Annotated in this window: 13 protein-coding genes; 8 read left to right on the top strand and 5 right to left on the bottom strand. The window is 64.8% G+C overall.

Features of this window, described 5'->3' with window-relative positions; translation table 11 throughout:
- The first annotated feature begins 49 nt into the window (after positions 1 to 49).
- Both CO731_RS11395 and CO731_RS11390 read left to right on the top strand, forming a co-directional pair.
- Entirely contained in the window at positions 50 to 757 is a 708-nt protein-coding gene (locus tag CO731_RS11395) for a DUF1045 domain-containing protein (protein ID WP_108607196.1), read from the top strand.
- Between the two features lies 1 nt (position 758).
- Complete coding sequence (locus tag CO731_RS11390; RefSeq protein ID WP_108607195.1) at positions 759 to 1,895, top strand: alpha-D-ribose 1-methylphosphonate 5-triphosphate diphosphatase; 1,137 nt, start codon at positions 759 to 761, stop codon at positions 1,893 to 1,895.
- A gap of 4 nt (positions 1,896 to 1,899) precedes the next feature.
- On the opposite strand, the gene CO731_RS11385 is transcribed toward CO731_RS11390, so the two are convergent.
- Positions 1,900 to 2,517 carry an XRE family transcriptional regulator gene (locus CO731_RS11385; RefSeq protein WP_108609774.1) on the bottom strand — a complete coding sequence of 206 codons (618 nt, stop codon included), beginning with the start codon at positions 2,515 to 2,517 and terminating at the stop codon, positions 1,900 to 1,902.
- A gap of 120 nt (positions 2,518 to 2,637) precedes the next feature.
- Between CO731_RS11385 and CO731_RS11380 the strand changes: the two genes are divergently transcribed.
- From CO731_RS11380 to CO731_RS11370, 3 genes are all read left to right on the top strand, one after another.
- A complete protein-coding gene (locus tag CO731_RS11380; RefSeq protein ID WP_108607194.1) occupies positions 2,638 to 3,783 on the top strand; it encodes an FAD-binding oxidoreductase in 1,146 nt (381 codons plus the stop codon).
- Positions 3,784 to 3,871: 88 nt separating this feature from the next.
- Entirely contained in the window at positions 3,872 to 5,467 is a 1,596-nt protein-coding gene (locus CO731_RS11375) for an ABC transporter substrate-binding protein (protein ID WP_108607193.1), read from the top strand.
- Between the two features lie 31 nt (positions 5,468 to 5,498).
- The gene (locus CO731_RS11370; RefSeq protein WP_108607192.1) at positions 5,499 to 6,599 is read left to right on the top strand and encodes a serine hydrolase domain-containing protein; all 1,101 of its coding nucleotides are present in this window, start codon (positions 5,499 to 5,501) and stop codon (positions 6,597 to 6,599) included.
- On the opposite strand, the gene CO731_RS11365 is transcribed toward CO731_RS11370, so the two are convergent.
- Positions 6,600 to 7,208, bottom strand: coding sequence for a hypothetical protein (locus tag CO731_RS11365; RefSeq protein WP_108609773.1), 609 nt, complete (start codon positions 7,206 to 7,208; stop codon positions 6,600 to 6,602). It lies immediately after the preceding gene.
- Between the two features lie 21 nt (positions 7,209 to 7,229).
- On the opposite strand from CO731_RS11365, the gene CO731_RS28725 reads away from it, so the two are divergent.
- On the top strand, positions 7,230 to 7,643 hold the full coding sequence (locus CO731_RS28725) for a hypothetical protein (RefSeq protein WP_159091620.1): 414 nt from the start codon (positions 7,230 to 7,232) through the stop codon (positions 7,641 to 7,643).
- Between the two features lie 67 nt (positions 7,644 to 7,710).
- On the opposite strand, the gene CO731_RS11360 is transcribed toward CO731_RS28725, so the two are convergent.
- Together CO731_RS11360 and CO731_RS11355 are read right to left on the bottom strand one after the other, a co-directional pair.
- A complete protein-coding gene (locus CO731_RS11360) occupies positions 7,711 to 8,922 on the bottom strand; it encodes a YeeE/YedE family protein (RefSeq protein ID WP_108607191.1) in 1,212 nt (403 codons plus the stop codon).
- Between the two features lie 105 nt (positions 8,923 to 9,027).
- The gene (locus CO731_RS11355; protein WP_108607190.1) at positions 9,028 to 9,951 is read right to left on the bottom strand and encodes a sulfurtransferase; all 924 of its coding nucleotides are present in this window, start codon (positions 9,949 to 9,951) and stop codon (positions 9,028 to 9,030) included.
- A gap of 284 nt (positions 9,952 to 10,235) precedes the next feature.
- Here CO731_RS11355 and CO731_RS11350 point away from each other — a divergent pair, with 284 nt between their 5' ends.
- Entirely contained in the window at positions 10,236 to 11,822 is a 1,587-nt protein-coding gene (locus CO731_RS11350; RefSeq protein ID WP_108607189.1) for an ABC transporter substrate-binding protein, read from the top strand.
- A 110-nt stretch (positions 11,823 to 11,932) separates the two neighbouring features.
- Here CO731_RS11350 and CO731_RS29045 read toward each other — a convergent pair whose 3' ends face one another.
- Positions 11,933 to 12,556 (bottom strand): hypothetical protein, encoded by a 624-nt coding sequence (locus CO731_RS29045; RefSeq protein WP_199914588.1) that lies wholly within the window; start codon positions 12,554 to 12,556, stop codon positions 11,933 to 11,935.
- A 187-nt stretch (positions 12,557 to 12,743) separates the two neighbouring features.
- On the opposite strand from CO731_RS29045, the gene CO731_RS11340 reads away from it, so the two are divergent.
- Positions 12,744 to 13,301 (top strand): transglutaminase-like cysteine peptidase, encoded by a 558-nt coding sequence (locus CO731_RS11340; protein ID WP_245439734.1) that lies wholly within the window; start codon positions 12,744 to 12,746, stop codon positions 13,299 to 13,301.
- Positions 13,302 to 13,314 lie beyond the last annotated feature (13 nt).

Genomic DNA, 13,314 nt, shown 5'->3' with positions numbered 1-13,314 from the left:
AAACTGTCACGCAAATCATCTATCGGGCGAACGCCTAAGGAACCGCGCCATGCGCTACGCCGTCTATTTCACGCCAGAGCACGATGATCCGCTGTGCCGCATCGCGGCCGGCTGGCTCGGGCGCGACGCGTTCGGCGGTCACGTGACCCCCGCCAAGGCCTTTGGCGAATTGTCGGCGGCCGAGGTCGCGTTCCATGCCGCCGCGGCGCGGCGCTACGGCTTTCACGCCACGCTCAAGGCGCCGTTCCGCCTCGCCGACGCCGCTTCCGAGGCCTCGCTGATCGATGCGGTTGCCACCTTCGCAAGCGAGGCGACGCCCTTCGCCATCCCTCGCCTGAAACTCGCCCAGATCGACGGCTTCTTCGCGCTGGTCCCGGCTGAACCGCTGCCTGAACTCGACAGCTTGGCCGGCGATGTCGTCAGGGCCTTCGAGCCGTTCCGCGCACCGCTGAGCGATGCCGAGATCGCCCGCCGCAACCCCGAAGCGCTGTCGCCGCAGGAGTGCCGCCACCTCAGCCGGTGGGGCTATCCTTACGTCTTCGACACGTTCCGTTTCCACATGACGCTGGCCGGCCGCGTCGCCACCGAGGAAGTGGCGCGCGTGCGCACTGCCATCGAGCAATGCCTGGGCAACGTGCTCGACAAGCCGGTGCCGGTCGATGGGCTGGCGCTGTTCGTCGAGCCCACGTCGGGCGCGCCGTTCGAGGTCCGCTCCTACCATGCGCTGGGCAAGCAAGCTGAAAGAAAGACCGCCTGAGATGACCGACCTTGTTCTGAAAAACGCCCGCATCGTGCTTGCCGACGAGGTGGTCGACGGCTCCATCGTCGTGCGCGACGGCAAGATCGCCGAAATCTCCACCGGCCCCAGCGCCATCGGCGAGGACATGGCCGGGGACTTCGTCATCCCCGGTCTCGTCGAGCTCCACACCGACCATCTCGAAGGCCACTACGCCCCGCGCCCGCGGGTACGCTGGAACCCGATCGCCGCCGTGCTGGCACATGACGCGCAGGTGGCCTCCGCCGGCATCACCACCGTCTTCGACGCGCTTCGCGTCGGCATGGACGAGGATGCCGACTTGACCGCAGCCGACATGCGGCTGCTTGCCAACGCCATCGAGGACAGCGTCCGCGCCGACCGTGTCCGCGCCGACCACTTCATCCACTTGCGGTGCGAAGTTTCGGCCGGCGATTGCCAGGAGGGTTTCGCCGTCTTCGATGGCGACGACCGCGTCAAGCTGGCCTCGCTGATGGACCATGCCCCTGGGCAGCGCCAGTTCGTCGACTTCGAGACCTATGCCTACTACTACCAACGCAAGCTGAAGCTCAACGACGTCGAGTTCAAGGCCTTCTGCGACAAGCGCATGGGCGAATCCGCCCGCAATTCCAGGCCGAACCGCGACGTCATATCGGCCGCGTGCCACGCCCGCGGCATCGTGTTGGCGAGCCATGACGATGCGACCACGGCCCATGTCGACGAGGCGATCGCACAAGGCATTCGCGTCGCCGAATTCCCGACCACGCTCGAAGCCGCCAATGCCTCCAAGGGCGCCGGCCTCGGCGTGCTCATGGGTGCGCCCAACGTCATGCGCGGCGCCTCGCATTCGGGCAATGTCTCGGCCCGCGCCCTTGCTGAACACGGCCTGCTCGACATCCTATCGTCGGACTACATCCCCTTCAGCCTGATCCAGTCGGCGTTCTTCCTCGGCGAGGTCGTCGACGGCATCTCGCTGCCGCAGGCGATGGCGATGGTGTCGAAGAATCCGGCGGACGCCGTCGGCCTCACCGACCGCGGCGTCATCGAAGCCGGCCGCCGCGGCGACCTCGTGCGCGTACGTGTCGACGAGCATGTGCCCGTCGTCCGCACCGTCTGGCGCGAAGGTCGCCGGGTGGCTTAAGCCGTTACCGTGCCTCGTTGTCGTTGAGGCTGAACAGCGTCTTTTCCATGTCGGGCTCCTCGCCCGAGCAGACGCACAGCATCTCGGCATCGCCCTCGCCTATCGAGAGATAGGCGTGGCCCATGGTCGAGTCGATATAGACGCTTTCGCCCGCCTTCAGCCGCACCGGCGCATATTGATCGGTATGGAGTTCGATCTCGCCTTTCAGCACGATCAGGAACTCCTCGCCGGCATGCCTGGTCAGCGGGCCGAACTCCTCGAGCGTCCGCGCCCTGGCGTGGGCGAGGATCGGCACCATGCGCTTCTTCACCAGGTCGGTGGCGAGGTAAAAATAGTCGTAGTTGCGCGTCAGTTGGCGCAGCGTATTCACTGGTGAGGCGACCGAACGGCGGGTGCGTGCCGAAGGCTGCTTGCTGTCGCCGCTGAGCAGTTCGGTGACGTGGATGCCGAGCCCGCCGCACACCTGCAGCAGCTTATCGTAGGTCAGCGACATCTGGTCGTTTTCGACCTTCGACAGCGTCGACACTGCCACGCCGGTCAGGTGGCTGACATCCTGCAGCGTCCATCCATGCTGCTTCCTGAGGCTTCGCAGGCAGTCGCCGAGATTCGGCTGTTCCGACATGGCTATCTCCATCACCCGTCCTCAGTAGCTAATCGAACTCCTCCGGCATCGCAAGATTCGCCAAAATTTTTCCTATGCGCTAAATATTGACCGCATACGAAAATGATTTTACGGATAGCTATGCACGAAAATTCCCGTCCCCAGAAAGTGATCGTCATCGGCGGAGGCATTGCCGGCCTCTCGCTCGCAGCCAGCGTCCAGCAATGGGCGGAGGTGACAGTGATCGAGCGCGAAAGCCAGCTTGGCTACCACGCCAGCGGGCGTTCGGCGGCGCTGTTTTCCGAGACCTATGGCAATGCCCTGGTGCGCGCGCTGTCGGTGGCGAGCCGGCAGGCGATCATCGACGGCGGCTTTGTCGAGCACACGCGCGGCGCCTTGCATTTCGGCGGCCCCGACGACGCCGATGCCATCGACCGCATGGCCGAAGAGCAGAAGGCACTGGTACCGAGCGTCCGCCGCCTGTCCGCCGCCGAGGTGAGTGCGCTCGTACCGGCCATCGCACCGGACAGGACCTGCGGCGGCGTCCATGAACCCGACGCCAAGGACATCGACACCGGCAAGATGGTCCAGACACAGGCATCCCTGCTCAAGGCCGCCGGCGGCACCGTCATCAGCGGAGCCGAAGTACTGGAGATCTCGCGCGGGCCCGAGCGCTTCCGGGTTACCACCAGTTCAGGCGTCCACGACGCCGACATCGTCGTCAATGCCGCCGGCGCCTGGGTGGACGTCATCGCCGAACGCGCCGGGCTTTCCGGCCTCGGCTTCAAGCCCAAGCGCCGCACGGCCTTCCTGTTCGACGCCCCAGAGGGCATTGATCCACGCAACTGGCCGCTGGTGGTCGACCTGCACGAGCGCTTCTATTTCAAGCCCGACGCCGGGCGCCTGATCGGATCACTCGCCGACGAGACCGACAGCGAGCCCTGCGATGCCTATCCCGAGGACATCGACGTCGCCACCGCCGCCTACAACATCGAGGAAGCGACCGGCCTTGCCGTCGGCCGCCCGCAGACGCCATGGGCCGGCCTGCGCACCTTCTCGCCCGACCGCAGTCCGGTCGCCGGCTTCGATCCGCGCCTGCCCGGCTTCTTCTGGCTCGCCGGCCAGGGCGGCTACGGCTTCCAGGTGTCGTTGACGCTGGCCCGACTTTCCTCGGCGCTGATGCGCGGCGATCCCATTCCCGCCGACCTGGCCGATCTCGGCGTCAGCCACGCCGCGCTGTCGCCGGAACGATTCTTGGACACCTCGCGCGCTGCGGAAACGCGCTGAGGCTCGACACGACCATTCCGCAAATCGGTTGGCGCGGGGAGGAGACCCGCCGCGCGGTTACGTCAACAGGAAAGCAGGAAGCTTTGCGATGAAATCCTTGGGTATTCTGCGTACGGCGCTCGTCGCCTCGACAATCCTTCTCAGCGGCCAGGCCTATGCCAAGACGCTGGTCTACTGTTCGGAAGCGAGCCCCGAGACCTTCAACCCGATGATCGGCACCGCCGACTCGACCATGGACGCTGCGGCCAAGACGATCTTCAACCGTCTGGTCGAGTTCAAGCCGGGCAGCACCGAAGTCGGTCCCGGGCTTGCCGAGAAATGGGACGTTTCCGAAGATGGCAAGGTCTATACCTTCCACCTCCGGCACGGCGTGAAGTTCCACGCAAACGAGACCTTCACGCCGACGCGCGAGTTCAACGCCGACGACGTGCTCTACACGTTCGATCGCCAGCGCGATGCCGACAATCCCTACCACAAGCTGGCTAACGCGGCTTACGAGTACTTCAACGCGCTCGGCCTCGGCTCGATGATCGAAAAGATCGAAAAGATCGACGACTACACCGTACGCTTCACGCTGAACGCACCGAACGTCACTTTCCTGCCCGGCATAGCGCTCGACTATCTGTCAATCCTGTCAGCCGAGCAGACCGAAAAGATGGTCGCGGCGGGAACGCCCGGACTGATCGACCAGATGCCCGTCGGCACCGGTCCCTTCATGTTGCAGGCCTACCAGCAGGATGCCCAGATCCGCTACGCCGCCAACAAGGACTACTGGAACGGCGCGCCGAAGATCGACACGCTGGTCTTCGCCATCACGCCCGAACCGACGATCCGCGTCGAGCGCATCAAGGCCAATGAATGCCAGGTTGCGGCCCCTCCGCCGGCAGCCGCCGCAGCAGCGCTCAAAGGTGATCCCAACATCACCGTCCACAATCTTGAGGGCCAGAACATCGGCGTTGTCGGCTTCAATGTCGAACACCAGCCGCTCGGCGACGTGCGCGTGCGCACGGCACTCGCCAAGGCCGTCAACCGCAAAGCGATCATCGAGTCGGTCTACCAGGGCGCCGGCTCCGTCGCCGGCAGCGTGGTTCCGCCCGCACAGATCGGCGCAGTCAAGGATGCCGGCATCGACTACGATCCGGAAGGTGCCAAGGCGCTGCTGAAGGAAGCCGGCCATGAAGCCGACCTGTCGGTCAAGCTCTGGGCCATGCCGGTTTCGCGCCCCTACAACCCGAATGCGCGACGCATGGCCGAGATGATCCAGGCCGACTGGGCAGCAGTCGGCGTCAAGACGGAGATCGTCACCTTCGAGTGGGGCGAGTATCTCGCTCGCACGGCCAAGGGCGAGCATGACGCCCTGCTGATCGGCGGCAGCAGCGACAATGGCGACCCCGACAACATGCTGAGCTACCTGCTGTCCTGCGACGGCGTGGCCGGCGGCTCGAACCGCTCGCGCTGGTGCAACCAGGATTTCGAGAAGCTGCTTCAGCAAGGACGCGTCACCGCCGATCCGGCGAAGCGCGCCGACATCTATAAGCAGGCGCAGGCGATCCTGAAGGCCGAGGTGCCGCTCGCGCCGATTGGCCACTCGGTCGTTTCGATCCCGGTGCGCAAGAGCGTCATCAACTACGTGCTGGATCCGTTCGGCCGGCAGAATTTCGCCACCGTCGACATCACCGAGTAAGCCGTCAAATAGCCGAGGAGAGCAGATCGTCATGCTCGAACAATTGAACAATCTGCTCGCAACCTATCGCGCCAATGGCGCGGTGGGTGCCTCGCTTGCCTTCTCGCTTGGCGACGGCGAGACCATCGCCGTCACTGCGGGACTTGCGGATCGGCCAAACGACATTCCGGTTACGCGCGACCGGCTGTTCAAGATCGGCAGCTGCACCAAGACCTTTGTTGCCGCGGCGCTGATGAAGCTGGTCGAAGAAGGCAAGGCCGAACTCGACGCTCCCATCGCCGGATGGTTTCCCGATCTGCCGCGCTCCGGCGAAGTGACGGTGCTCCAGCTGGTCAACCACCGCGGCGGCCTGCCGGAGTTCGAGTACGACATCCCGATGGACCCGAGCCTGGTCTGGACGCCGGCCCAGCTCGTCGATCTCGCCTTCAAGGTCGGCGGCCAGACCACCTCAGGCGGGGCCGCCGTCTACAACAACACCGGCTATGTGCTGGCCGGCATGCTGATCGAGGCCGCGTCGGGTCTTTCGCTCGGCGAATATGTCCGCCGCAAGGTGCTCGACCCGCTCGGGCTCAAGGATACCTGGTCACCGGCAACCGAAGGCTTCCCGGAAACACGCATGGTGCGGGGCTATTACCACCGCCCGAAACCTGCCGCCGACGCCAGCTCGGCATTGGCCGAAGGCGGCGAGATGTGGCGCATGGACGGCGTGCTGCCCTACTCCGACGAGTTGCAGGATTCCTCGGATTCGTTCCCGTTCTCCGGCGCCTATGGCTGCGGCGACATGGTTTCGACGCCGAGCGATCTCGTCGGCTTCATGAACGGCTTGCTGGAGGGCCGGCTGCTACCGGCGCCGCTGCTCGCCGCGATGAAGGACAGCCGCTCCAGGGTCAGCTACCCCGGCACCCGCCTGCGCGAGACCGGCGCCGGGCTCATTGCCAGCGAATATGCCGGGCGCCTGGTGCTCGGCCACCAGGGCAGCATCCCGGGATATGTCACGGTGATGGAGCACGATCCGGTTTCGCGCCTGACGATTGCCATGACCAGCAATGTCGGCTCCGGCAACCGCCTGTCGTTTTATGCCAGCGGCCTGCACCCGGTGGTCGACCAGGCGATCGAGATCATCCTGCGGTGATCAGACGCCGAGGCCGGCGGCCTTCTGGCGAAGGTCGACGCCAAGTTCGGACGTCACCTCCAGCGCGCGGTCCTCGCGCGCTGGAGCGCCATTTTCGGGCCGGTGTCCGGCCAGAACCTTGTCGCGATCGCGGATCAGTATCTTGATCTCATCCGCATAGAGCGCCAGCACGACTGCCAGCCAGCGATTGACCAGATAGCACGGCCTGGCGAAATGCAGGTCGAAGCGCGGCAGGAGCGCCACCGTGCCTTCGGCTTCCAGCCAGTTGTCGCCAACGACCCACTGGTTGACCGTGAACAGCCTCACCAGCTTGCCATAGGCATCGACGCCGACTGCAACGAGATGGTGGATTGGCCCGTTCGCGCCATCGGGCCGGACGAAGCAATGGAAGTGGCCGTGCTCGGCCAGCCCTTCCTGCGGCGGATGGCTGTGATAGTACCACTGCGCGCCAGTCTCCGGATCGAAGACGTCACCCGGGGGGAAGTGCTCCCACGCCGCAACCGACTTGGCTTCGCGCAGCGTCTCGAGCAGCACGTTGCTGCCCGACTTGGCCAGTACCTGTTCGCAGAACAGCGCCTGCCGCGCCGCCTCTGATCTTGTCTCGTCCATCGTCGGCCTCCAGGCCGCAGCTTGGCCTATTGCGGCTGGGCCGCGCAAGGCGAGGCTGCGGGAGCGGCAGCGCATGGTGATGCAGCCGGCGCGGCAGCACAGGGCGAGGCTGCCGGCGCTGCGGCGCAGGGCGAAGCTGCCGCCGGAGCAGGAGCCGCCGAGCATGGCGAGGCAGCGGAACAGGGTGCGGCTGCAGCGCACGGAGATGCTGCCGCACACGGGGACGCGGCCGCGCAAGGGGCGGCGGCTGCACACGGAGACGCCGCCGCACAGGGAGCCGCTGCAGCGCAGGGCGAAGCGGCCGAACAGGGCGAAGCTGCAGCGCAAGGCGAACTCGCCGCACAGGGCGAGCCTGCAGCGCATGGGTTGCCGGCAGCGCAAGGCGTCGCCGGCGCACTCGCGGCCGGAGCCGGCCTCGGCGCGGCAAAGCGGTAGTGGTCGACCGCGACCGCCGACGTGGCGGCGAGGAAGGCGGTGCCGAACAGGAGAGTGTTGCGCGCGCTCATTTCTTGAACCCATCGAGACCGAAGAGCGGACGCAGCGCGACACCGCCAAGACTGCCGACGAAGGCCGAGGCGAACCACAGCCAGCCATGGACGCTGCCCGAGGCGATGCCCGAGAACAGCGCACCGACATTGCAGCCGAAGGACAGCCGCGCACCGTAGCCCATCAGCACGCCGCCGATGGCTGCCGCCAGGAACGAGGCGAAGGGCACATGCACCTTGGGCGCGAACTTGCCGGCAAGGCCGGCCGCGAGCGCTGCCCCCAGGATGATGCCGAAATTCATCACCGAGGTGACGTCGGCGAGCACGCTGGAACCAAGCGCCTTGGCCGGTCCGGGCCAGCTCCAGAACGCCCAGGTCTCGACCGGCACGCCGACAGCCTGTGCTGCCTTGGCGCCCCACAGGCCGAAGCCGAAGGTCACCGACCAGGGATGGCCTGCGGTCAGCAGCGTCGCAATGTTGAGACCGGCGAGCCCGAGCCCGGCAGCAACCAGCGGCCACGGGCCGTGCAACAGCCGCGCCACGCCGTGACGGGGTGCCGGCTTGGACTTTTCGAGCCCGCCATGCGCGCGCCGTTCCACCAGCACGGTCAGCACGGCAACAGCGCCAAGGCCGAGCAGCGTGACGATCACCCCGCCAGGCACGCCGAGCGTCCTGCCGAGGCTGATTTCCGGCAGCGCCGGCAGCTCCAGCCACCACGGCAGATGAGCCGTACCGATGACCGCGCCGACGATGAAGAACACAAGCGTCACCAGCATGCGCGAACTGCCGCCACCGACGGTGAACAGTGTGCCCGAGCCGCAGCCGCCGCCGAGCTGCATGCCGAGCCCAAACATCGCAGCCCCCACCAGCACCGACACGCCGACCGGTGCAAAGGCGCCGACCAGTACCTGGCCGTTGGCATTGCCAAGCGCCAGAAGCGGGATGAACACGACCGACGCCGCCGCGATCATCAGCATCTGCGCGCGGATGGCATTGCCGCGCCGCTCGACGACGAAACGCCGCCAGCCGCCGGTGAAGCCGAATGAGGCGTGGTAAAGGGTCAGCCCGAGCAGGCCGCCGATGAGAAACAGCAGCGCCTGGCGCATGCTGATCGCCTCGCCGATGGCAAGTGCGCCAAGCACCAAGGCCAGCCCGACGAAGATGACCGGCCCCTTGTCGAGACTGACGGGCACCGACGGCGCCGGAGTTGCGAGATTGATCTGTATCATTTCAATTCTGTCGTGAACTTCAATTGATGTGGAATGACCCGTTCAACGAAAGATGTCCAGGATCGCTCCCGGACATCTTGTAACTCGGATCTGCCTTGCGCGAGATCAGGAACCGGGCTGCACCGGGCGGGCCGGATCGGCAGCCCATTCGGCCATCGAGCCGTCATACATCTTGGTGTTCTTGTTGCCCTCGATCTCGCTCAGGCCGAACCACACGACAGAAGCCCAGTGGCCGGTGTTGCAGAAGGCGATGTTCTGCTCGTCCTTGCCGAGGCCCACGGACTGGGAAAGGTTGCCGACGGTTTCCTTCGAAGCGAACGTAGCCTTGTCGGCGTCATAAAGCTTGCTGTTTTCGAGGTTCTTCGAGCCGGGAATGGTGCCGGCGGCGCGGACGACCGGGCTCTTGGCCTCGCCCCTGAACTGCGCGGCCGGGCGGCCGTCGATCAGCTTGATGCCGTCGGCACGAGCCTTCTCGACATCGGCGGTGGTGGCGAGAAGCTCCTGCTTGAGCTCGCCCTTGAAGGTGGCCGCCGCGGGCTTGGCCGCTTCGGCCGAAACTTCGCCGCCTGCGGCTTCCCAGGCGCGTGCCCCGCCGTCGAGGATCGACACGGCGTCGTGGCCCAGCACCTTGAAGGTCCAGTAGACGCGGGTGGCGCCGCCGAATTCGGAGGAGTCGGTGCCATTCGGCACGATGACGACGTGGCTGTCATTGCTGACGCCGAGGTCGCCAATGGTCTTGGTAATCGTGTCGAGCGGCGGCAGCATGCCGGGAACACCGTTCACTTCGGCGCGCCAGCCGGCTGTCGAATAAGGAGCGCTGACCGCACCGGGAACATGGCCCTTGGCATAGGGGTTGGCGCCGTCCTTGGCTGCGTCGCGCACGTCGATCACGACGAGGCTCTTGTTGCCGAGGTTGGACTTCAGCCAGGCTGCATCAACCAGCGGCTGGTCAGTCAGGCGTTCAGCCTGCGCGCCGGTGGCGAAGGCCAGGCCAGCAGTAATGACAGCGGCAAACAGAGAAAAACGCATCGGATTACTCCCCGGAAAAAGATTCTAAAAACAGGCGTTGACCACATTTGTAATCCAACAACCCGACCCGCACACGGCATTCTCGACCTAAATTTCCTGCAAGTCCGGAATGGGATGCGGCCAAACAGCCATGCATTGGAATTTCATTCCAAGCGCCGAATTCGATGTTCACATGCAGAATAAAGAATATAACCACTTCACAAATCGGCCCTTTAAGACGATTTTCTCACCAACGCCGCCGAGCCGATAGTTTGGGCCGAGCAAAGGCTCATGAGGGGACTGGTATGCGTTTTCTGAAGGCCATGGCCGGAGCGATGTTCGGCGCGGCTCTTGCCGTGTCCATCGCTTTTGCCGAAACGCCCGCGAATACGCTCATTGTCGCCGACGCCATCGACGACGTCATGACACTTGACCCCAACGAGGTGGGCGAGGTCGGCGGCGTGCTTGCCAGCACCCAGATCTACCAGTCGCTGGTCAGTTTCGATGTCAACGACCCCACCAGGATCATCGGCGTGCTCGCCGAGAGCTGGACCATTTCGCCCGACGGCCGCACCTTCACCTTCAAGATGAACCCTGCGGCGCGCTTTGCTTCGGGCAATCCCGTCACTGCATGGGACGCCGAATATTCGCTGCGCCGGGTCGTCCATCTGAAGTCGCGCTCGGCCTTCATCATCGGCCAGTTCGGTTTCTCGCCGGAGAATGTCGATGACCGCATCAAGGCCCTCGACGACCAGACCCTGATTATCGAGATCGCCGACACCTACGCGCCGAGCTTCCTGTTCTATTGCCTGTCGTCCTATATCGGCGGCATCGTCGACAGCAAGATCGTCAAGGCGAACGAAGTCGACGGCGACTTCGGCAATGGCTGGCTGAAGGCCGACAATTCAGCCGGTTCCGGCCCGTTCGCGCTCAGCAAGTGGCAACCCAGGCAGTCGATCCTGCTCAAGCGCAACGACAACTACTGGGGCACGGCACCAAAAGTCGACAGCATCCTGATCCGTCATGTCGCCGAGAGTGCGGTCCAGCGGCAATTGCTCGAGGCCGGCGAAATCGACATCGCCAACCGCCTCGGACCCGACGATTTCGACACCATCGCCAACAACCCTAAGCTTGCCGTCGTCAACGGCCGCTCCGGCAACATCTATTACATGGGCCTGAACGTCCGGAACCAGTATCTCGCCAATCCCAAGGTGGTCGAGGCGATGAAATACATGATCGACTACCAAGGCATGGTCGACACCGTCTCGCGCGGCATGATGGAGGTGCATCAGACGCTGGTACCGAAAGGTTTTCTCGGCGCGATCGACTACAGGCCTTTCAGTTTCGATGTCGCCAAGGCCAGGGAACTGCTGGCCGAGGGCGGCGTCAGCGGCGAGTTTTCGCTCGACATGGTGGTGTGGGACACCCTGCCCTACACCGAATTCGCCAAGGCCATCCAGGCCAGCATGGCCAAGGCCGGTGTGAAGCTCAACCTGCAGATTGTCGGTGGCCGCGAATGGCTCGACCGCTACCGCAATCACGACCTCGACATCTGGCTTGGCCTGTGGGGGCCGGACTATCCCGACCCGCATTCCAACGCCAAGGCCTTCGCGGTCAACAAGCAGGATGCGCCCGACGGCTCGGAAGGCATCACCGACCGTTTCGGCTGGAACGCGGGAGCCCTTTCACCCGAGGCCATGGCGGCCGTGCGCGAACAGGACACGACGACGCGCAAGGGCATGTATGAGGCGATCCAGAAAGTGCACAGCCGCGTTTCGCCTTTCATCTTCATGTTCCAGGAAGTGCGAAAGGTGGCGGTGAATGCCAGGGTCAAAGGTCTTGTGATGGGCATGACCCTGTCCGACGACCGCTACTCGGCCGTTTCCAAGTAGTGCCGAAGCGGCAACAAGTCCCAGCCTGCATGCAGAACTGACCAACAAAAAGCCGGGCGGCAATGCCGCCCGGCTTACTGAGCTCATCAAGTGATCAGGCGCGTGATCGATCAGCTGCCGCCGCCGGCACCACCGCCGCCGCCACCGCCGCCGCCACCGCCGCCGCCACCGCCACCGCCGCCGCCGCCGCCGCCACCGCCGCCGCCGCCACCGCCGCCGCCACCGCCGCCGCCACCGCCGCCGCCACCGCCGCCGCCGCCGCCACCGCCGCCGCCACCGCCGCCACCGCCACCGCCGCCGCCACCGCCGCCACCGCCGCCGCCGCCGTCGCCGCCGTCGCCGTCGTCGCCGTCGTCGCCGTCATCGCCGTCATCGCCATCGTCGCCGTCATCGCCGTCGTCGCCATCATCGCCGTCGCCGCCGCTGTCACCGTCGCTGCCAGTTCCGCCGTCATTGCCATCGTTCTCGCTGCCGGCCAGTACGGCCGAGACCAGCGACGTCGTCAGCGGCGGGCATTGCGCCAGCTGGTCGTCCGACATGATGCTGCCGCGGTTCAGCGCAATGCAGCACATCTCATAGTTGCCTTGGGTAAGGGGTTGGCACTGTGCAGCCGACATGACCGGCCGGATGTTGCTTTGTGCCGATGCGGGGGTGATGAAGCTGACGGCCACAAGTGCCGAAGAGACCAACAGAATCGAATGGATCCCGCGTACGCAGGTTGGGTACGTCGTCATTTCTTCCTCCTGAGGGAAAAAATGCGCCCGTCCCCAAACTGGCGCTATGATCAAATGTTCCGACCATCGGAAACACTTTTTTAATCATACATCCTTTTGAAAACGGTGCAAAGTCCTCCCGTTGGGGTTGATTTATCTAGCTCTAATATGCTGTTTGCTGGTCACCCATTGAGAGAGGGGACAGCACGTGCAAAAACTCGTGGCGCTCTTTGCGATCGCCTTGATCGCTGCTGGCTGCAGCCAGTCAACCACTCCCGGATCAAGCATGACGACCGTCGGTTATGCCTTTGCGCCGCCGGCGGCAAACACCTTCTGCGCCCGCCAGCCTGGGCTATGCAGCACCGCGGGCAAGACCGCGGTAATGGCTTTGACGGACGAACGCATGAACGACCTCAAGCAGGTCAACGCCTCGGTCAACCGACGCATAAGCCAGCGCAATGACGCAGTGACCGCCAGCGGTTCGGACAACTGGCGACTGCCCACGACGGTGGGCGATTGCGAGGACATTGCCATCCTCAAGAAGAGCGAATTGCGCAAGCGGGGCTGGCCGGCATCGACCTTACTGCTGACCGTTGCCCACTATCGCGGCGCCGGACATACGGTGCTGACCGTGCGCACCGACAAGGGCGATCTCATCCTGGATAATCTCACTGGCTCGGTCAGGAACTGGAAGAGCACGCCCTATCGCTACTTTGCTCGTCAGTCGCAGTTCGAAACCGGCAGGTGGTCCCGCATCGGCGTATGATGCGCCGGCCCGC

The organism is Aminobacter sp. MSH1 (assembly GCF_003071665.1).
Lineage (GTDB): Bacteria > Pseudomonadota > Alphaproteobacteria > Rhizobiales > Rhizobiaceae > Aminobacter > Aminobacter niigataensis.
The sequence above is the reverse complement of the archived record's forward strand: the minus strand, read 5'-3'. Positions and strand labels throughout refer to the sequence as shown.

Excerpts from the sequence above, each read along its gene's own strand:
- CO731_RS11370 (WP_108607192.1), top strand. The coding sequence starts at position 5,499 with ATGCTCGAACAATTGAACAATCTGCTCGCAACCTATCGCGCCAATGGC.
- CO731_RS11390 (WP_108607195.1), top strand. The coding sequence starts at position 759 with ATGACCGACCTTGTTCTGAAAAACGCCCGCATCGTGCTTGCCGACGAG.
- CO731_RS11395 (WP_108607196.1), top strand. The coding sequence starts at position 50 with ATGCGCTACGCCGTCTATTTCACGCCAGAGCACGATGATCCGCTGTGC.
- CO731_RS11350 (WP_108607189.1), top strand. The coding sequence starts at position 10,236 with ATGCGTTTTCTGAAGGCCATGGCCGGAGCGATGTTCGGCGCGGCTCTT.
- CO731_RS11380 (WP_108607194.1), top strand. The coding sequence starts at position 2,638 with ATGCACGAAAATTCCCGTCCCCAGAAAGTGATCGTCATCGGCGGAGGC.
- CO731_RS11360 (WP_108607191.1), bottom strand. The coding sequence starts at position 8,922 with ATGATACAGATCAATCTCGCAACTCCGGCGCCGTCGGTGCCCGTCAGT.
- CO731_RS29045 (WP_199914588.1), bottom strand. The coding sequence starts at position 12,556 with ATGACGACGTACCCAACCTGCGTACGCGGGATCCATTCGATTCTGTTG.
- CO731_RS11355 (WP_108607190.1), bottom strand. The coding sequence starts at position 9,951 with ATGCGTTTTTCTCTGTTTGCCGCTGTCATTACTGCTGGCCTGGCCTTC.
- CO731_RS11365 (WP_108609773.1), bottom strand. The coding sequence starts at position 7,208 with ATGGACGAGACAAGATCAGAGGCGGCGCGGCAGGCGCTGTTCTGCGAA.
- CO731_RS11375 (WP_108607193.1), top strand. The coding sequence starts at position 3,872 with ATGAAATCCTTGGGTATTCTGCGTACGGCGCTCGTCGCCTCGACAATC.
- CO731_RS11385 (WP_108609774.1), bottom strand. The coding sequence starts at position 2,517 with ATGTCGGAACAGCCGAATCTCGGCGACTGCCTGCGAAGCCTCAGGAAG.